This is a genomic window from Leifsonia soli, assembly GCF_013408745.1.
In the GTDB taxonomy this organism is placed as follows: Bacteria; Actinomycetota; Actinomycetes; order Actinomycetales; family Microbacteriaceae; genus Leifsonia; species Leifsonia soli.
Genome location: NZ_JACCBJ010000001.1, coordinates 2,162,199 through 2,182,958, shown reverse-complemented (window position 1 = coordinate 2,182,958; position 20,760 = coordinate 2,162,199). Strand labels below are relative to the sequence as shown.

The following is a 20,760-nucleotide window of genomic DNA, read 5'->3' as shown; positions in this document are numbered from 1 at the left end:
CATGTCCACTCTCACCGACACCGCGGAACCCCGCGGACAGCAGCACCACGATCAGGGCGACAAGGCCCCGAAGGGCGCCTTCAACGCCCGCCAGCTCATCGCCGGCCTCCCCGGCGCGTTCCGCAAGCTCGACCCGCGGGACATGTGGCACAACCCGGTCATGTTCATCGTCGAGGTCGGCGCGGCGCTCACGACCGTTCTGGCGATCGCCGAGCCGTTCCTCGGTCCGCAGAAGTCCGGCGGAACGGTCACGACCGTGGCCTTCACCTGGGCGATCGCCATCTGGCTGTGGCTGACCGTGCTCTTCGCCACCCTCGCCGAGTCGGTGGCCGAAGGCCGCGGGAAGGCGCAGGCGGCGAGCCTGCGCAAGACGCGCACGACGACGGTCGCCAACCGGGTGACCGGCTACGACGGCAGGAACGATGCGGCCGCGACCCACGCGACGGTCACCCAGGTCGCCTCGGCCGACCTCACACTGGGCGATGTCGTCATCGTCTCCGCCGGGGAGCTCATCCCGGGGGACGGCGACATCATCTGGGGCATCGCCTCGGTGGACGAATCGGCCATCACGGGCGAGTCCGCCCCGGTGGTCCGCGAATCCGGCGGCGACCGCAGCGCCGTCACCGGCGGCACCCGGGTGCTCTCCGACCGCATCGTGGTCGCGATCACCAGCAAGCCCGGTGAGACCTTCGTCGACCGGATGATCAAACTGGTGGAGGGCGCCGCCCGGCAGAAGACCCCCAACGAGATCGCCCTGAACATCCTGCTCGCGGCCCTGACGATCATCTTCGTGGTGGTCGTGCTCGTCCTCGGCCCGACGGCCGGCTTCGCGAACGCGGCTCCGAGCGTCACCGTGCTCGTCGCGCTGCTGGTGTGCCTGATCCCGACCACGATCGGCGCGCTGCTCTCTGCGATCGGCATCGCGGGCATGGACCGGCTGGTGCAGCACAATGTGCTCGCCATGTCGGGACGTGCGGTCGAGGCCGCAGGAGACGTGACGACACTGCTTCTCGACAAGACCGGGACAATCACCTACGGCAACCGCCAGGCCGCGGAGTTCACCGCGCTGGAGGGCGTCGACTCCGCCGCGCTGGTCGAGGCCGCCGCTCTCGCCTCGCTGAGCGACCCGACCCCCGAGGGCTCCTCGGTGGTCGCGCTCGCCGCGCAGCTCGGCTACACGCACGACGGCGAGCTCGCCGGGGAGGTCGTGCCGTTCACGGCCCAGACCCGGATGAGCGGCGTCGACTTCGCCGACGGATCGCAGATCCGCAAGGGCGCCGCCTCCATGGTGGTGGCCTGGGCGGAGGAGTCGGCCCGCGTGCCGTCGTCCGTCCTCAGCGACCTCGACGAGAAGGTCCTGCGCATCTCCGAGGTCGGCGGCACCCCGCTGGCCGTCGCAAGGAAGTCGGCCTCGGGCGATGCGACGATCCTCGGCGTCATCTACCTGAAGGACATCGTCAAGACCGGCCTGACCGAGCGGTTCGCCGACATGCGTCGGATGGGCATCCGGACGGTCATGATCACCGGCGACAACCCCGTCACCGCGAAGGCGATCGCCGCGGAGGCCGGGGTCGACGACTTCCTCGCCGAGGCGACGCCGGAGGACAAGCTCGCGCTGATCCGCACGGAGCAGGAGGGCGGCAACCTCGTCGCGATGACCGGCGATGGAACCAATGACGCGCCGGCGCTCGCCCAGGCCGACGTCGGCGTGGCCATGAACACGGGGACGTCGGCGGCGAAGGAGGCCGGCAACATGGTCGACCTCGACTCCGACCCGACGAAGCTGATCGACATCGTCCGCATCGGCAAGCAGCTGCTGATCACCCGCGGCGCTCTGACCACCTTCTCGATCGCCAACGATGTGGCGAAGTACTTCGCGATCATCCCCGCGATGTTCGTCGGCGTCTTCCCCGGGTTGCAGGCGATCAACATCATGCAGCTGCACTCGCCGTCCTCGGCGATCCTGTCCGCGGTGATCTTCAACGCGATCATCATCGTCATCCTGATCCCGCTCGCGCTGCGCGGTGTCCGCTACCGGGCGACCTCGGCGTCGATGCTGCTGCGCAGCAACCTGCTGATCTACGGACTCGGCGGCATCATCGCGCCCTTCATCGGAATCAAGCTGATCGACCTCCTGGTCAGCCTGATCCCCGGACTCTGAGAAACCAGGAACGGAACTCATCATGAACGCTTCGGCACGGGGAACCGGTCGCCAGTACTGGGTGGGCCTGCGGGCCCTCCTCATCCTCACTGTCGTGCTGGGGATCGCCTACCCGCTTGTCGTCACCGGGATCGGCCAGCTCGCCTTCCCGAACCAGTCCAATGGCTCCGCGGTCACGTCGCAGGGCAAGGTCGTCGGGTCGGCCCTCATCGGCCAGTCCTTCACCGACAAGAAGGGCAAAGCCCTGCCGCAGTGGTTCCAGTCCCGGCCGTCCGCGGCCGGCGACGGCTACGACGGCGGCGCCTCCAGCGGCAGCAATCTGGGGCCGGACAACCCCGACCTGCTGAAGGCGGTGGAGGAGCGCAAGCAGGCCATCGAGAAGACCGACGGCGTGGACGCGGGCCGCATCCCCGCAGACGCGCTCACGGCCTCCGGATCGGGACTCGACCCGCACATCTCGCCCGCCTACGCCTACCTGCAGGTGGATGCCGTGGCCACGGCCAGGGGGATCAGTGCCGACACGGTCCGCTCGCTGGTGGACGCCCACGTCCAGCAGCGCGATCTCGGCTACCTCGGCGAGCCGACGGTCAACGTCCTGCAGCTGAACATCGCGCTCGCCGCGATGGACCCCGCCGGGAACAAGTAGGAACACGGTCGGATGGCGGTTCGAGGCCGGCTCCGGGTGCTGCTCGGTGCAGCACCCGGGGTCGGCAAGACCTACCTGATGCTCGAAGAGGGGCATCGACTCCACGATCTCGGCAAGGACGTCGTCATCGCCGTCGTCGAGACGCACGAGCGCGAGGCCACCGCAGCACTCGTCGACGGCCTCGAACTGATACCGCGCAGAGCGGTCGAGCATCGCGGCATCACCCTCACGGAGATGGACCTCGCCGCCGTGATCGACCGCAGGCCGGCGATCGCCCTGGTCGACGAGCTCGCGCACACCAACGCGCCGGGCTCGGCGAACGCGAAGCGCTGGCAGGACGTCGAGGCGATCCTGGCGGCCGGGATCGACGTGATCTCCACCGTGAACGTCCAGCACATCGAGTCGCTCAACGATGTGGTCGAACAGATCACCGGGGTGCCGCAGCGCGAGACCATCCCGGACGCCATCGTCCGCAGCGCGGATCAGATCGAGGTCGTCGACCTCACCCCGCAGTCGCTGCGCGACCGCCTCGCCGACGGCCAGGTGTATCCCGCCGCCCGCATCGACGCCGCCCTGTCCAACTACTTCCGGCTCGGCAACCTCACGGCGCTGCGCGAACTGACGCTGGTCTGGCTGGCCGATGAGGTCGACCAGTCGCTCCAGCGGTACCGTGCCGAGCACGGCATCCAGGAGAAGTGGGAGGCGCGGGAACGCGTCGTCGTCGCCCTCACGGGCGGTCCGGAGGGCGAGACCTTGCTCCGCCGCGGCGCCCGGGTGGCCGCACGGTCGGGGAGCGGCGAGCTCCTCGCCGTGCACGTGGCCAGCCAGGACGGACTCCGCGAGACCGACCCAGCCGCACTCGCCGCGCAGCGGAAGCTGGTCGAACAGCTCGGCGGAAGCTACCACCAGGTCGTCGGCACGGACATCCCGGAGGCTCTGGTCGCCTTCGCCAAGGCGAGCAATGCGACGCAGCTGGTCATCGGGGTGTCGCGCCGTAACCGGCTCACCGCGTTCCTGACCGGCTCCGGCGTCGGCGCCACCGTGATCCGCGAGTCCGGCGATATCGATGTGCACATCGTCTCGCACGACGCCGCGGGCGGTCGCAACCTCCCCCGGTTCCGCCGCACCGGCGCCCTGAGCGTTCGGCGGCGGCTCTCCGGACTCGCTCTCGCCCTGATCGCCGGGCCGGCCCTGACGCTGGCGCTCAGCCGCATCCGCAGCGACGACTTGCTCACGACCGAAGCCCTCAGCTATCAGCTCCTCGTGGTGGTCGTCGCCCTGGTGGGCGGCATCTGGCCGGCGCTGTTCGCCGCGGTGCTGTCCGGGCTGACCCTCGACTTCGTGTTCGTCACCCCCTACAACACCCTCACCATCGGCCGGCCCACCCACCTGATCGCGCTCGCCCTCTACATCGTCATCGCCGTCCTGGTGAGCGTGGTCGTCGACCAGTCCGCCAGACGGACGCGCAGCGCCGCCCGGGCGGCCGCGGAATCCGAGCTTCTCGTAACCATCGCGGGAAGCGTCATCCGCGGAGGGGACGCCGTTCAGTCGCTGGTGTCGCGCACGCGGGAGGCGTTCGGACTCCGTGCCGTGCGGTTCACGGCCGACGACGGCGCCGTGCAGTCCGCCGATGGCGACATCCCGGCGGATACCCTCCCGACGTCCGTCCCGGTGGGGGAGCGCGGAACGCTGGAGCTGTTCGGCGACGACCTCCAGGCGGCGGACCGGCGGCTGCTCTCGGTCATCGTCACGCAGCTGGAGGCAGCTCTCGAGCACGCGGACCTCAGCACGGCCGCCCGCGAGGTGGGACCGCTGGAGGCCACCGACCGCGTCCGCACCGCCCTGCTCGCCGCCGTCGGCCATGACCTGCGCCGCCCGCTGGCCGCAGCGACCGCCGCGGTGACGGGTCTCCGGTCCGCCGGGAGCCGGCTCTCGGCCCGCGACGAGACGGAACTGCTCGACACGGCGGAGGACAGCCTCCGCGACCTCGGCGACCTCCTCACCAACCTCCTCGACGTCAGCCGCGTCCAGGCGGGTGTGCTCGGGGTCTCGTTGCAGGCCGTGGACCTGGAGGACCTGCTGCCACTGGTCCTCGACGAGCTCGCGGTGAAGCCGGGCGAGGTCACCATCGACGTCCCCGATTCGCTCCCGCCCGTCACCGCCGACCCCGTGCTCCTGCGCAGGGCGATCGTCAACCTCCTCAGCAACGCGCTGCGCTACTCGCCGGAGGGACGTCCGCCCCGCCTGAGCGCCAGCACCTTCGCCGGCTGGATCGAGCTGCGCGTCTCCGACCACGGCCCCGGGGTGCCGGACGACCGCAAGGAGGAGATCTTCCATCCGTTCCAGCGGATGGGGGATACCGACAACACCGCGGGCATCGGCCTCGGCCTGGCGCTGACCAAGGGCTTCGTCGAGGGCATGGGCGGGACGCTGGCGACGGAGGACACCCCGGCCGGCGGCCTGACGATGGTGGTCTCCCTCCCGGTCGATCCGGTCGCCGACCTCGGCCTGCCCGGTTGAGATGGCGGGAGATCGTCCGGCCGCTGCGGGGGCGGCCTAGGCTGGGGCGGGAAAGGGGGGCTCGCCGATGCACAACCCGCTGCGCACGCTGGGACGGGCGGCGGCCGAGGGTGTCCGCAGCCGTTTGTGGCCGGTCCCGGTGCTCGGAGTCGCCGTCGCACTCGTCCTCGGGTTCCTGATCCCGGGGATGGACGCGCGCGTCGACGGGCGACTGCCCGGCTGGCTGGACGCCCTGGTCTTCGGCGGCGACGCGAGCGCCGCCCGGACGGTGCTCGACGCCATCGCCACGTCGCTGATGACGGTGACCGCTCTCACGTTCTCGCTCACGGTGGTCACCCTGCAGCTCGCCAGCAGCCAGTTCTCGCCCCGGCTGTTGCGCACGTTCACCAAGGACTTGTTCGTCCAGACGACACTCGCCCTGTTCTTGGGAACGTTCACGTTCTCGCTGACCGTGCTTCGCTCGGTCCGGTCGAGCCAGGAGAGCGCCGAGCCGTTCGTCCCGCGCATCGCGATCACCGTCTCGTTCGTCCTGGCGATCGCCAGCGTCGTGGCGCTGGTCCTCTTCCTCGGCCACTTGGCGAAGCAGATACGGGTGGAGACGATGCTCGCGGAGGTCCGGGCGGACACGAGCGCGACGGCCTCGTCCGTCCTCGCTCCGCTGGACGCATCCCCTCCCGCTGTCCCGCTCCAGCCGGGCCCGAACGCGGTGCAGCTGGACGCGGACCGGTCCGGCTTCCTGCTCAGCGTCGACACCGCCGCTGTCGCCGCCCTCGCCGCCGAGGCGGGCGGTTTCATCGCGATGGCGCGCTCGACGGGCGACTTCGTGGTCGCGGGGACTCCGGTCGCAACCGTCTGGAAAGACGAATCGGGCCCCCTCGCCGACGACGAACTCGCGACGCTCCGTCGGGGGCTCGTGCACGCGCTCTCCATCGGGCCGGAGCGCACGGGCACCCAAGATGTCGCGTTCGGACTCCGGCAGCTGGTGGATGTGGCCGTCAAGGCGCTTTCGCCCGGCATCAACGATCCGACCACTGCAGTCCATGCGCTCGGTCACGTGTCGGCCCTCCTCTGCGAGCTGGGCGCCTATCGGCTCGGGACGGTCACCGCGTCCGACGCCGATGGCATCGTTCGCGCCGAGTTCCTCCACCCGGACTTCAGCGACTATCTGGAGCTTGCCGTCGCGCAGCCTCTGCACTACGGCGCAGGGGACCCGATGGTCGTCTCGCGCCTGCTGGAACTCCTGCGCGACCTCGCCCAGACCAGCCCGCCGGAGCGCATGCACGCGATCATCGGCTCCCTCGAACGGATCACCGAGGTCGCGCGCGCACAGGATGCCGGCGCCGCGGAACGAAACCAACACGATGCTTTGGTCCGCGAGGTGCGCCGACTGTGCGCCGGCCGTTCCTCAGCCGGGCTGCCTTAGGAAGCTGAGGACGCGCTCCCATTCTCGTCCGATGATGTCGGCACCGCCCTCGACCCGTTCGACGATGGCATCCGGAAACCCCGCTGCGTACCAGTGGGCATCCCGGACGGTCGCGTAGTCGTCGTCGGTTCCGTACAGGATCAGGCTCCTGGTGTCGCTCTGCGGAGGGGGTGCGATGGACTCCTCGAAGGCGCGGCGGTCTCGCGTGATCCCGTCGTCGCCATTCTCCTTCGCCGCGTCGAGCATCCTCTGGAGGCGATCGGAGAAGCCGGCCGGTTCCGGCCAGGGCGATTCGGCGGCCAGCGATCCGCGAGCCTGCTCCGACGCGCCCGCGGCGTGAGACGGCGACGGAGCTGCCACCAGCACCAGCGCATCGACCAGGTCGGGATGACGGGCAGCGAGCACAGCGGCGTAGACGCCGCCTTCGCGCCAACCCACGATACCGACGCGGCCAAAACGTGTTCGCCCGGCCGTGCGCGCCGTCGCCTCCACCTCGCGCAGGTGTCCGGCAAGGTCGTCCGCCCAGCCGGCGACCGAGACATCCGACGGCTCCGATGCACCGTATCCAGGCCGTTCGAAAGTGAGCAGGTGGATGCCGGAGCGCGCCGTCGCCTCCGGGGCCGGGTCGAACCCGGACGCGCCAGGGGTGGGGTGCAGCAGCACCGCCAGTCGTCCGCCTGCGGGATCGCCGAGACCGGCCATGCCCACCTCACGTCCGCTCGGGAACCGCACCGTGCGATACGTCATCGTTCTCTCCTTTCTTCCTCGAGTTCGCGGGCGCTCGCGTCTCCGCGCGTGCGGCATCGGTCGTGACCACCGACGTCAGTCGGGCTCCGGACGAGCAGGGGGCGGGGCGTCCGGGACGGCATCCGCCCTCTCCCGCCGGGCGAAGTACCGCGCGATCGGGACGTCGGTGGACGAGTGGGCGATGATCGAGATCGCGATGGCGACCACGACGAGATGGAAGAGATGGACGGCGTCCGGGCTGCCGCTGCCCAGGACGAGGAATCCGTAGAGCACGGACGCGAATCCCTTCGGCCCGAACCAGGCTGCCGTGAGGCGCTCCTCCCACGGCAGTCCGCTCCCCAGGAGCGCGAGTTCCACGGCCACCGGCCGCGCGACGAGCAGCGTCAGCCCGGCGAAGATGTACCCGAGCAGCGGCACGTCGGCGAGGGCGCTCGGCGCGATGAGCGCGCCGAATACGAAGATGGCGAAGAGCTTGACGATCTCCGAGACGTATTCCCCGAACTCCGCGAACGCACGCCGGATCTCGGGCGCCACCGACGCGATGGTGATCCCTGCGCTGAAGGCGGCGAGGTAGAGATTGGCGCCGGTGAGCGTGCACGACCCGTACACGATCAGTGCGACCGCGACCGGACTCAGCGCCGCGTAGAGCGGGGTCGTCGTGAGGAACCGGATGCGCAGGAGCAATGCGACCGCGATCGGGATGACGATGCCGATCCCGACGCCGCCGACCAGCTCGATGCCCAGAACGCCGTAGTCGACGTCCGGACCACCGACCACGGCGGTCAGTATGAGCACGATCGGCAGTGCGAGTCCGTCGTTCAGCCCGGATTCCACGCTGAGGAGCCCGCGCACGCGACGGGGGATCTCCTCCCGGCCGACGATGGCGGACGCGAATACCGGATCCGTGGGTGCGAGCACCGCCGCGACGAGCATCGCCTGCGCAGGAGGCAGACCCAGCAGCGCCATCCCGAGGCCGGTCGAGATGGCGAACGTCAACGGCATCCCCAGGAGGAGAGCGCGTCCGGGCAGTCGCCAGGCGTGGACGAGATCGCGCACCCCGATCCGCTGACCATCGGTGAACAGGACGACGAACAGGGCGAGTTGCATCGTGGTGGCGATCCACGGATCGTCGGCGTGGATGTCCAGGATGCCGCCGAGCTCCGGTCCGAGTGCGAACCCGACCGCCAGGAACAGCACGGCGGTCGAGAGCACCGTCCGGTGCGCCAGGCCGGAGATGAGGACAGCGGCCACGAGGGTGATACCGAAAGCGAGAATCATTCCGTCAACCCGATCTCGGGCGCGGGGAGGATGCCACCCCGCCCGAGGATGGCAGGCCGTGGGGCGAGATCGCGGCGTTCAGCCCAGGAAGAACGCGCCGTCACGTGGTTCGGCGTCGTCTGCCGCCAGCCAGACAGCGCGGGGGAAAGGCCCCGGCCGCGCGTCGTTGAGCGGCCGGGAGTCTCGGAGCGCTTCGGTGAGCAACCAGAGCGCGGCGGTCGATCGCGTCAGCGCATCGGCGCGCGGGTTCTGCGTGGGCGCCGAGACCCAGAGGACGAGCTCGGACTCGGTGTCGTGCGCGGCGACGACGGCGACGAACGCCTCGACCCAGGCGTCGCGCTCCGTCGTAGAGGAGGGGGCTCTTCCCGCCAGGAGTCGCGCCAGCGTGTGGCCAAGGAGGAAGGCGTTGCAGCGCAGCCAGGTCTCTTCGGAGGAATAGCGGATCGAGGCGACCCATTCGTCCCACTCGATCTCATCGGCCCCGCGGGCGAGCAGATCGGAGGCGACGCTGTGGAAGTGCTGCTGGACCTTCAGCTGCGTGTCGGTGAGGAGGGCTTCTTCGTCGCTGGTCATGGCTCGCTTCCGGGAAAGGGTCGGTCAGGTGCGGTCGTCGATGGCGAGTGTCAGCAGATCGTCGGGTGCAGGCTCGCCGGCGGCTTCGGAGAACAGCTCGAACGCCTCCACGACGCTCGTCTGGTCTGCGGGGTTCAGCGTGGAGAGGATGGAGGCGATCTGCTTGCGTCTGCGCTCGCTGACACGGTCCACCAGGGTCCGCCCTTGCGTGGAGAGGCCGATGAGGACCTCGCGGCGACTGGTCGGGCTCTGCTGCCGCTCGACCCATCCGCCGTCCACCATGCGGTCGATGGTCCGGCTGAAAGTCGAGGGCAGCGCGCCGACGCGGGCAGCGAGGGCTCCGATGCGCAGGGGGCCGGAACCGGCGAGGACGACGAGCACGCGGAACTGCGGCAGTGTCACCTCGTCGAGCGCGTCCGTCATCGATCGAGCGACGATTCCGAGGAGGGCGCGGGACGCGCGGAGCACTTGCCGCGTCGCGTCGAGCGGGAATCCGTCGTCCAGGGCGTGAGCTTCCATGAGAATTCTCTCAGTCTACGGTTAAATGTGCATGAATACAACTGTTGCAAAGCGTCATGCGTGTACGGATAGGAGGGGCCGCCGCGATGAGACGGCCGATCCCGTTCTACAGCAATCCGCATCGACACATGAGGTGACATGGACGACGGCAACCGCATCGAGGACTATGCGCTCATCGGCGATCTTCACACGGCAGCGATGGTCTCCATCGACGGATCGATCGACTGGCTGTGCCTGCCGCGCTTCGACTCGCCGGCCTGCTTCGCCGCGATCGTAGGCGACGACAGCGCCGGACGCTGGCTGCTCGCCCCCGCGGACGCGAGCAGGTCGACGCGTCGACGGTATCGGGAGGACACGCTGATCCTGGAGACCGAATGGGATACTCCCGACGGCTCCGTCCGGGTGACGGACTTCATGCCCGTCCGCGATCGCGCGGCCGACGTCGTGCGGATCGTCGAAGGGCTCGCCGGTCAGGTCGCGATGCGGTCGGAGCTGGTGCTGCGCTTCGACTACGGCCATGTCGTCCCCTGGGTGACGCACAGCGAGAGGGGGATCCGCGCGATCGCCGGCCCGGACGCGGTGCTCGCGAACGCCGACGTCCCGCTTACCGGAAAGGACATGCGCACCGAGGCCGAGTTCACCGTGTCCGAGGGAGACCGCGTGCGATTCGTCCTGACCTGGTTCCCCGCGCACGAGAGCGAACCGATCCCGGCTGATCCGGATCGTGCCATCGTGGACACGGAACGCTTCTGGAAGGAGTGGAGCGGCCGCAGCACGGCGTACGGTCCGCACCGCGACGCCATCCAGCGTTCGCTGATCACCTTGAAGGCGCTGACCTATCAGCCGACCGGAGGCATCGTCGCTGCTCCGACGACGTCGCTCCCGGAGCAGCTCGGAGGGCCGCGCAACTGGGACTACCGCTTCTGCTGGCTGCGCGACGCGACGCTGGCCCTCCAATCGCTGCTGACCGCCGGGTACACCGACGAGGCGGGGGAGTGGCGGGACTGGCTCCTGCGCGCCGTCGCGGGCAATCCCGCGGAGCTGCGGATCATGTACGGACTGGATGGCCGTCGCCGTCTGCCGGAGGACACTCTCGAGTGGCTGGACGGCTACGGAGGATCGCAGCCTGTCCGGGTCGGCAATGCCGCGGCGGATCAGCTTCAGCTCGACGTCTGGGGCGAAGTCCTCGACGGGCTCGCCCTCACCCGGGCGACGATCGGGGCGGGGGAGGAAGCCTGGGATCTGCAGCGGGCGCTGCTGGAGCACCTGGAGACGGTATGGCGCGAGCCCGACAACGGCCTCTGGGAGATGCGCGGCGAACGCCGCCACTTCACCCACTCCAAGCTGATGGCCTGGGTCGCGGCCGACCGCATGGTGAAGGGGGCGCGCCGCTTCCGACTCGACGGGCCCGTTCGCCGCTGGGAGAGGATGCGGGCGGCGATCCGACGGGACATCCTCGCGAACGGGTACGACGCCTCCCGCAACACCTTCGTCCAGTCCTACGGGTCGAGTGCGCTGGACGCATCCCTGCTCCTGATCCCGCGGGTGGGCTTCCTGCCGGGCGACGACCCCCGGGTCGTCGGCACGATCGACGCGATCCAGAGGGAGCTCACCGAGGACGGCTTCGTCCTGCGCTACCGACCGGGACGCAGCGATGACGGCCTGCCCGGAGAGGAAGGGGTCTTCGTCGCTTGCTCCTTCTGGATGGTCGACGCTCTTCTGGGCGCCGGCCGCCGCGACGAGGCGGAGGACCTGTTCACGCGCCTGCTCCGCCTCCGCAACGATGTCGGGCTGCTGAGCGAGGAGTGGGACCCGCACGCCGGCCGGCAGCTGGGCAACATGCCGCAGGCCTTCAGCCATCTGGCGCTCGTGCGCAGCGCCTTCCTGCTCCTCGCCGGTGACGCCTCGACGACGGAGGAGCGCATCCCGGTGGAGTCCGCCTCAGGTCCGCGATGACGTCCCGCGCAGTTCTCCCGCTGCGAAGAGGGCGGCGACTGCCGCGTTGAGCGTCGCCGCTCGCCGCCGGCGGTGGTCGAGGAGGGCGAGCGTCAGCATGGTGGCGGAATGCAGCAGGTCGACAACGCCGCCGATCGGGTGCGCTGCTCGGGGACGCCTCATCGCGAGCGCTGCCTGCACCAGGTGCCGGGCGCCCAGGATACGCAGCACCACACGCAGCCGCTTGTCGGGGCGGCTGCCCAGGATGGCTCCCGAGACGGCGTTCGGAGCGGCCAGCTCGAGCAGCCCGTAGAGCGCACGCAGGATCTCGAGGAACATCAGTGTGCGGCCTTTCCGACGAGACGGACCGCGAGGCTTGTCGCGGCGACGAGCACTGCCGCTCCGGCCGCGGCGATGGTCCAGTGGTGTTTCGACGCCACGAGCTGGGGGCTCCGGGGCGTGGAGCGGTCGTCGAATTCGCCGTGGTAGCCGCGATCGATCTGCTGGTCGGCCGGCTCCCACAGGTTGACCGGCTGATCGTCCGGCCGCGGTTCGCCGGTCTGCTGCGAGGCGAAGCCGGTGCGCGCCAGGTAGCGGTCGAGCAGCCCGGGGGCGACGGCATTGCCCAGCAGGGTGGCGACGGTGCTGGCTCCCACCCAGTATTCGCGCCGCCGCGGGTGGGCGGCGGCCCAGGCGATCGCGCGGCCGGCGACCTCCGGCTGGTAGATCGGCGGGACCGGCTGGGCCTGCTCCGGGAGGCGGGACAAGACCCAGGTGAACTGCGTCGTGTTGAGTGCGGGCATCTGCACCATCGTCGTTCTGATCGCGCTCTTCTCGTGGAGCAGCTCGCATCGGAGGGACTCGTTGAAGCCCTGGATGGCGTGCTTGGCGCCGCAGTAGGCGGTCTGCAGGGGAATCCCCCGGTAGGCGAGAGCGGATCCCACCTGGACGATGGTGCCTCTGTTCCGGCGCCGCATGCGTTCGAGCGCTGCCATCGTCCCGTACACGTAGCCGAGGTAGCTCACCTCCGTGGCCCGGCGGTACTCCTCCGGACTGATCTCGTGGAATCGAGCGAACACGGAGGAGAAGGCCACATTGACCCAGATGTCGATGGGGCCGAGCTCCCTCTCCACCGTATCGGCGGCGCGTTCCACCGCGTCAGCGTCCGAGACGTCCACCGGGATCGTGATGGAGGAACCGCCGGCGAGCTCGACGTCTCGCTTCGCTCCGGCGAGACCAGCCTCGCCCCGGGCGAGCAGCGCAACGCGAGCTCCGTGCTGGGCGAACGCGATCGCCGCGGCCCGTCCTATTCCGCCGCTTGCGCCCGTCACCACGACGGTCTTGTCGTTGAGGTCGATGAGTCCTGGCTTCATGCGGCAGAAGGTACGCCGACGCTCGGGGCACCGGAAGCAGGAAGCGTGATTTTATGCAAATATTGCAAAACTGCACAGGATTCCTGGACTTCGGGCCCCGATCGGACGACCATGCCACCATGACTCAGCTCGATGCGGTGGTCGTGGGAAGCGGCCCGAACGGACTGGCGGCTGCCGTGACCCTGGCGAGGGCGGGGCTCTCGGTCGAGCTCTTCGAACGCAACGCAACGATCGGCGGCGGAATGCGCACGTCCGAGCTGACCCTCCCCGGCTTCCACCACGACGTGTGCTCCGCTGTGCACCCGCTGGCACTCACCTCGCCCTTCTTCCGCCGGTTCCAGCTCGAGCGCCGAGTCCGCTTCCATGTCCCCGAGCTGTCCTACGCGCACCCGCTCGACGGTGGGCGCGCCGGACTGGCCTTCCGCGACCTGGACCGGACGGTCGACCTCTTGGGGGTGGACGGCGGTCGGTGGAGGTCGCTCTTCGCTCCACTCGTCGAGGAGGTCGACGCGCTGGCGAGGATCAGCGGCTCCTCGCCGTTGCGGATGCCTCGCCATCCCGTGACGGCGTTCCGGCTCGCGGAACGCCTGCTGTGGCAAGGCGGCCCGGCGTGGAATGCGGGTTTTCGCGACGAGATGGCCCCCGCGATGCTGACCGGTGTCTTCGCACATTCGACGCTCTCGTTGCCCCGGCTTGCCGCTGCCGCGACCGGACTCGTCCTCGCCACCGATGCCCATGCCCGCGGCTGGCCCATCCCTGCGGGGGGAAGCCAGGCCATCGCAGACGCTCTGGCGGCCGATTTCGAGGCCAATGGCGGTCGCATCGTGCTCGGTGCGGAGATCCGCAGCCTCGGTGACCTCCCGTCCGCGCGAGCGTACATGTTCGACGTGTCCGCCCGTGGGCTCGCGCGCATCGCAGGCGACGCCCTCCCCGGGCGCTACCGTGCCCGGCTCGAGCGCTTCCGCCACGGCAATGGAATCGCGAAGGTCGACTTCGCGCTCTCCGATCCGGTGCCCTGGGCCGACCCGGAGGTCCGCCGGGCGGGGACGGTCCACCTCGGGGGGCGGCGATCGGCGGTGGCTCGATCGGAGAACGCGGTCGCGCGGGGCCGGCTCGACGATCGTCCGTACGTGCTCGTCTCTCAGCCGAGCGCCTTCGATCCATCGCGTGCGCCGGCCGGTCGCCACGTGCTCTGGGCGTACACCCATGTCCCGGCGCGTTCCCCCGCCGATCGAACGGAGGCGGTCGTCGCGCAGATCGAGCGCTTCGCCCCGGGATTCAAGGACACCATCCTCGCGACGGCCTCGCGCACGGCTGACGATATCGAACGGTACAACCCGAACTATGTCGGCGGCGACATTGCGACGGGGAAGGCGGGCCTCCTCCAGCTGGTCCGTCGGCCTGTCGTCTCACTCGATCCGTGGCGCACGCCGTCCGCGGGGATCTACCTGTGTTCCGCCTCCGCCTCGCCTGGGCCCGGCGTCCATGGGCTCGGCGGGTGGCACGCGGCGCTCAGTGCTCTCCGGCACACGTTCGGGATCACGTCGACGCCCTCGCTGGCGCCGTGACAGAGCTCACGACGTGAGCAACGTCTGCTGATAGAGGGCCAGGCGGGGACGGCCGTCCATCGCCGTGTAGACGCTCGTCATGTGGGCGACGAAGGGGGCCGCCTGCCCATCGCGCGTCGCTCGCGCCCGGTAGAGGAGGGCAGCCGAGTCCGCGCCGAGCGGGAGGCGCCGCACATCCGTCAACTCGTAGGAGCTCCAGGGCGGCGCGCCGTCCAGGCTCGCTGCGATCGTCGTCCGATCGAGCACGCTCCCGTCCACCAGGATCATCACGGCGTCGCGTGTCATCAGCTCCGTGTAGAACGCGCCTCCCTGCGAGGAGCAGAGGGCGTCCCAGCCCGCGGACTCGATCCGCACCAGGTTCTCGAGCGACAGTGCCTCCACGGTGCGCACGATACCCGACCTGATCGCAGGCGGCCACGGGCGGCGAATCCAGGCGCTCCTGCCGGGTGTGATTCGTGCATATCTGCAACATTTGCAGATAGCATCGATGCACTATGGGCATCGTTCGGAGACTCGGCGCGTTCTGCGCGTTCATCGCCATGAGTGCCGTGGCCGGTCTCTGCGCCACAGCCGCCGTCGTGCCGGGAGCATGGATGGTGGGTACGACGGGAGCAGGAGGCGTTGCGGCGTTCGAGAGCCTTCCCGGCTATCTCGAGATCGGACCTCTCGCGCAACCCACGACCATCTTCGCCACGGATTCCGACGGCGTCGATCACGCTCTCGCGACGTTCTACGCTCAGAACCGCCTCCCCGTCCGCCTCGACCAGATGTCCGCGGCCGTGAGCGACGCGGCCATCGCCGCCGAGGATCCGCGATTCTTCCGGCACGGCGGTCTGGACATCCAGGGGACCGTCCGCGGTGCCATCGCCACGGCGATGGGAGGGTCCGTGCAGGGCGGTTCGTCGATCACTCAGCAGTATGTCAAGAACGTCCTCCTGCAGAAATGCGAGGCGTTGCCGTCGAAGACCGCCGATGAGCAGGCGAAGGCGAGCGCCTGCGTCGCCGAGGCGACCGGCGTCAGTGCGCGCCGGAAGGTGCGGGAGATCCGGCTGGCGATCGGACTGGAGAAGCGGTACACCAAGAAGCAGATCCTCCAGGGCTACCTCAACATCGCGGGTTTCGGCGGCACCGTGTACGGGATCGAGGCAGCGGCGAGATACTACTTCGGCACGACGGCGGCAGCGCTGACCCCGGCCCAGGCCGCGAGCCTGATCGCCATCGTGAACGAGCCGAGCGCACTCCGGATCGACGAGCCTGCGTCCACGACGAACGGTGCGACGAACGGCTATGCGCTCAACAAGCAGCGCCGGGACTACATCCTCGGCAAGATGCTCGAATATCACCGTCTGACCCGGATCGAGTACGCCGCCGCCGTCGCGACGCCCGTCCAGCCGCACATCACCCCGTCCGTCCGCGGATGCCAAGTGGCCGGCGGTGCCGCCTACTTCTGCGACTACGTGCAGCGCATCTTCCTGAACGACCCGGCGTTCGGTGCCGACGAAGACACCCGCATCGCGCGGTTCAACCGCGGTGGATACGCGATCTATACGAGTCTCGACCTGGACCTGCAACACGCGGCCGAAGCGGTCCTGGCCGATTGGGTTCCCCAGGCCTACGACCGAGCAGACCTGGGCGCCGTCCTCGTCGGCGTGCAACCGGGGACCGGCCGCGTGCTCTACATGGCACAGAACAAGGAGTACACGCAAAGCCCGACCGATACGGGAGCCGAATTCAGCGCCGTCAACTTCGCGACGGACCAGCGATACGGAGGCTCGCGCGGCTTCCAGGTGGGCTCCACCTACAAAGTCTTCACGCTGGCGCAGTGGCTCTCCGAGGGGCACTCGCTCTCCGAGACCGTGAACGCCGACTATCGGACCTACCGGCAGTCGAGCTTCACGGACACCTGCGGAGGCCCGTGGACGGGCACGTACCGGCCGGTGAACGACTCTTCGGGAGAAACCGGGCGGCAGAGTGCGCTCCGGGCGACCGCCCTCTCGATCAACACGGCGTTCATCGCGATGGCCCATCAGCTCGATCTGTGTGCCATCGCCCACCGTGCTCAGGGCTTCGACGTCCATACCGCGACTGGGGGGCCACTCAACACCAACCCCTCCTCCGTGCTGGGGACCAACACGATCGCGCCGCTGACGATGGCCACGGCTTTCGCGGGGATCGCGAACGGCGGCGTCACCTGCACGCCGGTCGCGATCGACCGCATCCTCGACAGCGCAGGGGACGTCGTCGCTGCGCCGAAATCAGATTGCCGGCGGTCGGTGTCCGCGCGCGTCGCGGAGAAGATGGCCGTCGCCCTGCAAGCCGTCACCCGGTGGGGGACCGCTGCCGATCTGAATCGGACGTCGTCGCCGATGCTCGCCAAGACCGGCACGACGGATTCCAATGAGCAGATCTGGCTGGTGGCGGCCACCACGCGGATCGCCGGTGCCTACTGGATCGGCAATGTCAGCGGGCATGCGAACATGCGGGTGATCAGGCCGTCGCACGGCATGACGCCCGCCGCGTCCCGGGTGAAGGTCATGCGCACGATGATGTCCGCAGCGGTCGCCAAGTACGGTGGCGAGTCGTTCGGCGGATCCGACTGATCTCTCGCGGCGTCTCCTCCGAGCTCGACCGCAGCCCCGGGCACAGCCGCGTCAGACGCGAGAACCCCCGGATTCCGCTGGGAATCCGGGGGTTTTCTCGGTGGCTCCGACCGGCGTCGATCCGGTGACCTTTCGATTTTCAGTCGAACGCTCTACCAACTGAGCTACAGAGCCAGGGGATGCGTGAGCATCCACTTAGACGGAAGCCCTTCCGGTGGGAAGGGCTTGTCGCCGTGGCGACCCTGACGGGACTTGAACCCGCGACCTCCGCCGTGACAGGGCGGCACGCTAACCAACTGCGCTACAGGGCCTTACTGTGGTGCTTTTTCAATTGTGCGGTGCTTCTGAGTTTTTACTGCTCATCCATACTAGTGGACACCGTTCGGCGTGACCCCAACGGGATTCGAACCCGTGCTACCGCCGTGAAAGGGCGGCGTCCTAGGCCGCTAAACGATGGGGCCGGATTGTCCCGAATTGCTTGCGCTTTCCGATGACCACCGACGCATAAGCATACGGAAGTGCGAAGGAGAATGCGAATCGGGTTCGGATCCCGGGCGGGTCGGCGTGTGGGGAGCCCGGCACCGGTTCGCGCAACGCCACTCGGAAATCCTCGGGTCGGGCGAAGCAGCGCCATAGTCTGCGAGCCAGGCGGTCCCCCGACCGCTCGTGCGGACGCACGCCGATCCCACCCCCATTCCGGCCTCCGACCAGGACGGAAAAGCGTATGTTGCTAGAGTTGCGCATGTTGACGGTGAGGCGCGTGTGACTCGCGTGACGAACGTCGACGCAGAAGTGAGCGGGCCGAGAAACAGCATGAGACGCGAAACGACCAGCCGAACGGTTCCCCCGACCACCCGCGGCGAACGCCGCCGGGCGGTCCTCGGCGCCCGCGCGACGCGAGCCCTCGCCGCCCTCGTCGTGGGTGTCGTCGCCTCGATCGGCGCCGTCGCCGCCCCCGCCTACGCCGACAACTATCCGAGCTGGCAGGATGTTCAGGCCGCGAAGGCCAATGAAGCGGCCGCCTCCGCTCAGGTCAACCGCATCAACGGCCTCATCGCCCAGCTCCAGCAGGAGGTGGCCGACACGCAGGCCGCCGCGGTCAAGCGCGGCGAAGAGCTCGAGGCCGCTCAAGCGGACTTCGACAAGGCCGCGATCCAGGCGTCCAATCTCGAGTCCCAGGCAGCCGCGAGCCAGAAGAAGGCGGACGACGCGAGCGCGCAGGCGGGCAAGCTCGCCGCCCAGCTCTACCGCACCGGCGGCCGGAACCTCACGGCCAACCTCTTCCTCAGCGGCAACAACGCGACCTCCACGAGTCCGGAGCAGCTGCTCTCCGACCTCGGCAGCATGTCGAAGCTGGTGGAGCAGTCCAACAAGGTGTACTCCGACGCCAAGGCCGCGCAGAACACCGCGAAATCGCTGTCCGATCAGGCGACCGTCGCCAAGGCCGAGCGCGAGCGTCTGCGCGTCGTCGCAGAGGCGGCGATGCAGGCGGCGATCGAGGCGGCGAAAGCGGCGCAGGACAAACTCGCCGAGCAGCAGAAGCAGATCGTCATCATGCAGGCGCAGCTCGCCGCGCTCAAGGACGCGACGGCGCAGACCGTCGCCGGTTATCAGGCCGGCGTCGCGGCTGCTGCCGCAGCGGCAGCAGCCCGCGGTTCCGGCGGACTCCCCGGCGGCTACGTCGGACCGCAGGGGTGGGCGGTGCCCGCAGCCGGTCCGATCACCGACGGCTTCGGCGCCCGTCCGTCTCCCGGCGGCGTCGGCAGCACCTACCACCTGGGTATCGACATCGGCGCTTCCTGCAACGCGCCGATCTACGCGGCCCACGACGGCACGGTCGTCTACGCAGGACCCAACGGGTCGTACGGAAACTTCGTCCTGATCGACAACGGCGGCGGCATCCAGACCGGGTACGCGCACATCCGCAACGGCGGCATCATGGTCGGCATCGGCCAGCAGGTCGGAGCCGGCCAGCCCATCGCCCGCGTCGGGACGACCGGCGCCTCCACCGGATGCCACCTCCACTACGAGGTGCGGGTCGGCGGCGAGAAGATCGACGGCATCCCCTTCATGAGAGACAGGCAGGCCCCCCTTGGCTAACCAGAACGAGAAGAGCAGCCGGGTCCGTCCGGGCCTCGCCATCGGTGCGGGTGTCATGGGCGCGGTCACGGCATCCATCGGCATCGTCACCCCTGCTCAGGCGGTCGACTACCCGTCGTGGAACGACGTCCAGCAGGCCAAGAACAACGTGGCCAACCAGCAGGCGATGATCGACAACATCACCACGCTGATCGGCAACCTCCAGTCCAGCGTGGATGCCGCCCGCATCGCTTCGGAGAAGGCGGCGGAAGCCTACTTCCAGGCCAAGGACGCGCTCGACGCGGCCACGGCGAAGGCCGCCGACCTCGAGAAGCAGGCGGGGGCCGCGGCCGAGAAGGCCAAGACCTCGAAGATGCGCGCCGGGCTCCTCGCCTCCCACCTGGCGAAGTCGGGCGGCGGGGACGTCACCACCGACCTGATGTTGAAGGGTGGGGGATCCGGCGACGCGGCGGACAAACTGCTGTTCCAGCTCGGCACGATGAGCAAGCTGACGGAGCAGTCGAAGGCGGTCTACGAGCAGGCGACGAAGGACAAGAACACCGCCGACGCGCTGACCGCGCAGGCCAAGTCCGCCAAGACCGAGCGCGAAGCCCTGGCCGCCGAGGCGGACAAGGCGCTGGCCGCGGCGCAGTCCGCGCAGGCGGCCGCGCAGTCCGCCCTCGCGACGCAGCAGCAGAAGTCGACGGAGCTCGTCGCCCAGCTCGCCACGCTGAAGAACACCTCGACCCAGACCGAGGCCGCGTATCTGCAGGGGGAGCAGGTGAAGGCGCAGCAGGAGGCCGCGCGCAAGGCGCAGGAGGAGGCGCTCCGGCAGCAGCAACAGCAGCAGGCCGCGGCGCCCAAGCCGCCGGCCTCGTCCGGCGGTGGGGGCGGCGGAGGGTCGGCGCCGGCCGCCCCGAACGGCAACGTCGTGCAGACGGCGATCTCGTACGCGCGCGCGCAGCTCGGCAAGCCGTACATCTTCGGCGGCGAGGGTCCTGTCGGCTACGACTGCTCCGGCCTGACCATGAAGGCGTACGCCTACGCCGGCCTCTACATCGGCTCCCACTCGGTGAACAACCAGTACTACACCGCCGCCAACCGGGGCCAGCTCGTCTCGTACAGCGCCAAGCAGGCCGGCGACCTGATCTTCTGGGGCAGCGGTCCCGGGGACTTCTACCACGTCGGCATCTACATCGGCGGCGGCATGATGATCGCGGCTCCGACCGAGGGCGACGTCGTCAAGGTGCAGTCCGTCTGGGGCTCCCCCTGGCGCCTGGTCGCCCGTCCCAGCGCCTGACCCCACCGTCGAGTACGCAAAAACTGCACGCCATCCAG

Annotated in this window: 16 protein-coding genes and 3 tRNA genes; 9 read left to right on the top strand and 10 right to left on the bottom strand. The window is 69.4% G+C overall.

Annotated elements, in window-relative coordinates:
- Position 1 precedes the first annotated feature (1 nt).
- From kdpB to BJ963_RS10595, 4 genes are all read left to right on the top strand, one after another.
- Positions 2 to 2,161, top strand: coding sequence for a potassium-transporting ATPase subunit KdpB (gene kdpB / locus BJ963_RS10610; protein ID WP_179456483.1), 2,160 nt, complete (start codon positions 2 to 4; stop codon positions 2,159 to 2,161).
- A gap of 22 nt (positions 2,162 to 2,183) precedes the next feature.
- Positions 2,184 to 2,807 carry a K(+)-transporting ATPase subunit C gene (gene kdpC, locus BJ963_RS10605; RefSeq protein ID WP_179456481.1) on the top strand — a complete coding sequence of 208 codons (624 nt, stop codon included), beginning with the start codon at positions 2,184 to 2,186 and terminating at the stop codon, positions 2,805 to 2,807.
- A 12-nt stretch (positions 2,808 to 2,819) separates the two neighbouring features.
- Positions 2,820 to 5,327 (top strand): DUF4118 domain-containing protein, encoded by a 2,508-nt coding sequence (locus tag BJ963_RS10600; protein WP_179456479.1) that lies wholly within the window; start codon positions 2,820 to 2,822, stop codon positions 5,325 to 5,327.
- Positions 5,328 to 5,394: 67 nt separating this feature from the next.
- Positions 5,395 to 6,750, top strand: a complete 1,356-nt coding sequence (locus tag BJ963_RS10595) for a DUF2254 domain-containing protein (RefSeq protein ID WP_179456477.1) — start codon at positions 5,395 to 5,397, stop codon at positions 6,748 to 6,750.
- Here BJ963_RS10595 and BJ963_RS10590 read toward each other — a convergent pair.
- The 4 genes from BJ963_RS10590 to BJ963_RS10575 form a co-directional block, all read right to left on the bottom strand.
- Positions 6,733 to 7,497 (bottom strand): alpha/beta fold hydrolase, encoded by a 765-nt coding sequence (locus BJ963_RS10590; protein ID WP_179456475.1) that lies wholly within the window; start codon positions 7,495 to 7,497, stop codon positions 6,733 to 6,735. The genes BJ963_RS10595 and BJ963_RS10590 overlap by 18 nt on opposite strands.
- 75 nt (positions 7,498 to 7,572) lie before the next feature.
- Positions 7,573 to 8,775 (bottom strand): cation:proton antiporter, encoded by a 1,203-nt coding sequence (locus BJ963_RS10585; protein ID WP_179456473.1) that lies wholly within the window; start codon positions 8,773 to 8,775, stop codon positions 7,573 to 7,575.
- Between the two features lie 78 nt (positions 8,776 to 8,853).
- Positions 8,854 to 9,348: a hypothetical protein gene (locus BJ963_RS10580; protein WP_179456471.1), complete on the bottom strand. Its 495-nt coding sequence runs from the start codon at positions 9,346 to 9,348 to the stop codon at positions 8,854 to 8,856.
- 24 nt (positions 9,349 to 9,372) lie between these two features.
- A complete protein-coding gene (locus BJ963_RS10575) occupies positions 9,373 to 9,867 on the bottom strand; it encodes a MarR family winged helix-turn-helix transcriptional regulator (protein ID WP_179456470.1) in 495 nt (164 codons plus the stop codon).
- A gap of 138 nt (positions 9,868 to 10,005) precedes the next feature.
- Between BJ963_RS10575 and BJ963_RS10570 the strand changes: the two genes are divergently transcribed.
- Entirely contained in the window at positions 10,006 to 11,823 is a 1,818-nt protein-coding gene (locus BJ963_RS10570) for a glycoside hydrolase family 15 protein (RefSeq protein WP_179456468.1), read from the top strand.
- Here the strand turns inward: BJ963_RS10570 and BJ963_RS10565 are convergent.
- Both BJ963_RS10565 and BJ963_RS10560 read right to left on the bottom strand, forming a co-directional pair.
- Positions 11,809 to 12,141, bottom strand: a complete 333-nt coding sequence (locus BJ963_RS10565) for a hypothetical protein (RefSeq protein WP_179456466.1) — start codon at positions 12,139 to 12,141, stop codon at positions 11,809 to 11,811. The genes BJ963_RS10570 and BJ963_RS10565 overlap by 15 nt on opposite strands.
- A complete protein-coding gene (locus tag BJ963_RS10560) occupies positions 12,141 to 13,175 on the bottom strand; it encodes an SDR family oxidoreductase (RefSeq protein ID WP_179456464.1) in 1,035 nt (344 codons plus the stop codon). Before BJ963_RS10560 ends, BJ963_RS10565 begins: the two co-directional genes overlap by 1 nt.
- A gap of 119 nt (positions 13,176 to 13,294) precedes the next feature.
- Between BJ963_RS10560 and BJ963_RS10555 the strand changes: the two genes are divergently transcribed.
- Entirely contained in the window at positions 13,295 to 14,743 is a 1,449-nt protein-coding gene (locus BJ963_RS10555; RefSeq protein WP_179456462.1) for a phytoene desaturase family protein, read from the top strand.
- Positions 14,744 to 14,749: 6 nt separating this feature from the next.
- Here BJ963_RS10555 and BJ963_RS10550 read toward each other — a convergent pair whose 3' ends face one another.
- On the bottom strand, positions 14,750 to 15,124 hold the full coding sequence (locus BJ963_RS10550; protein ID WP_179456460.1) for a DUF4440 domain-containing protein: 375 nt from the start codon (positions 15,122 to 15,124) through the stop codon (positions 14,750 to 14,752).
- 113 nt (positions 15,125 to 15,237) lie between these two features.
- Here BJ963_RS10550 and BJ963_RS10545 point away from each other — a divergent pair, with 113 nt between their 5' ends.
- Positions 15,238 to 17,343, top strand: coding sequence for a transglycosylase domain-containing protein (locus BJ963_RS10545; RefSeq protein ID WP_179456458.1), 2,106 nt, complete (start codon positions 15,238 to 15,240; stop codon positions 17,341 to 17,343).
- 101 nt (positions 17,344 to 17,444) lie between these two features.
- On the opposite strand, the gene BJ963_RS10540 is transcribed toward BJ963_RS10545, so the two are convergent.
- The 3 genes from BJ963_RS10540 to BJ963_RS10530 form a co-directional block, all read right to left on the bottom strand.
- Positions 17,445 to 17,517 (bottom strand) — tRNA-Phe (locus tag BJ963_RS10540).
- Between the two features lie 60 nt (positions 17,518 to 17,577).
- Positions 17,578 to 17,654: transfer RNA gene (locus BJ963_RS10535), tRNA-Asp, on the bottom strand.
- Between the two features lie 77 nt (positions 17,655 to 17,731).
- Positions 17,732 to 17,804: transfer RNA gene (locus BJ963_RS10530), tRNA-Glu, on the bottom strand.
- A 352-nt stretch (positions 17,805 to 18,156) separates the two neighbouring features.
- Between BJ963_RS10530 and BJ963_RS10525 the strand changes: the two genes are divergently transcribed.
- Both BJ963_RS10525 and BJ963_RS10520 read left to right on the top strand, forming a co-directional pair.
- A complete protein-coding gene (locus BJ963_RS10525; protein WP_179456456.1) occupies positions 18,157 to 19,443 on the top strand; it encodes a peptidoglycan DD-metalloendopeptidase family protein in 1,287 nt (428 codons plus the stop codon).
- Entirely contained in the window at positions 19,436 to 20,722 is a 1,287-nt protein-coding gene (locus BJ963_RS10520) for a C40 family peptidase (protein WP_179456455.1), read from the top strand. The genes BJ963_RS10525 and BJ963_RS10520 overlap by 8 nt, the downstream gene beginning before the upstream one ends.
- Positions 20,723 to 20,760: the final 38 nt, after the last annotated feature.

Excerpts from the sequence above, each read along its gene's own strand:
- BJ963_RS10565 (WP_179456466.1), bottom strand. The coding sequence starts at position 12,141 with ATGTTCCTCGAGATCCTGCGTGCGCTCTACGGGCTGCTCGAGCTGGCC.
- BJ963_RS10525 (WP_179456456.1), top strand. The coding sequence starts at position 18,157 with ATGAGACGCGAAACGACCAGCCGAACGGTTCCCCCGACCACCCGCGGC.
- BJ963_RS10575 (WP_179456470.1), bottom strand. The coding sequence starts at position 9,867 with ATGGAAGCTCACGCCCTGGACGACGGATTCCCGCTCGACGCGACGCGG.
- BJ963_RS10560 (WP_179456464.1), bottom strand. The coding sequence starts at position 13,175 with ATGAAGCCAGGACTCATCGACCTCAACGACAAGACCGTCGTGGTGACG.
- BJ963_RS10580 (WP_179456471.1), bottom strand. The coding sequence starts at position 9,348 with ATGACCAGCGACGAAGAAGCCCTCCTCACCGACACGCAGCTGAAGGTC.
- BJ963_RS10585 (WP_179456473.1), bottom strand. The coding sequence starts at position 8,775 with ATGATTCTCGCTTTCGGTATCACCCTCGTGGCCGCTGTCCTCATCTCC.
- BJ963_RS10545 (WP_179456458.1), top strand. The coding sequence starts at position 15,238 with ATGGGCATCGTTCGGAGACTCGGCGCGTTCTGCGCGTTCATCGCCATG.
- kdpC (WP_179456481.1), top strand. The coding sequence starts at position 2,184 with ATGAACGCTTCGGCACGGGGAACCGGTCGCCAGTACTGGGTGGGCCTG.
- BJ963_RS10590 (WP_179456475.1), bottom strand. The coding sequence starts at position 7,497 with ATGACGTATCGCACGGTGCGGTTCCCGAGCGGACGTGAGGTGGGCATG.
- kdpB (WP_179456483.1), top strand. The coding sequence starts at position 2 with ATGTCCACTCTCACCGACACCGCGGAACCCCGCGGACAGCAGCACCAC.
- BJ963_RS10570 (WP_179456468.1), top strand. The coding sequence starts at position 10,006 with ATGGACGACGGCAACCGCATCGAGGACTATGCGCTCATCGGCGATCTT.
- BJ963_RS10595 (WP_179456477.1), top strand. The coding sequence starts at position 5,395 with ATGCACAACCCGCTGCGCACGCTGGGACGGGCGGCGGCCGAGGGTGTC.
- BJ963_RS10555 (WP_179456462.1), top strand. The coding sequence starts at position 13,295 with ATGACTCAGCTCGATGCGGTGGTCGTGGGAAGCGGCCCGAACGGACTG.
- BJ963_RS10600 (WP_179456479.1), top strand. The coding sequence starts at position 2,820 with ATGGCGGTTCGAGGCCGGCTCCGGGTGCTGCTCGGTGCAGCACCCGGG.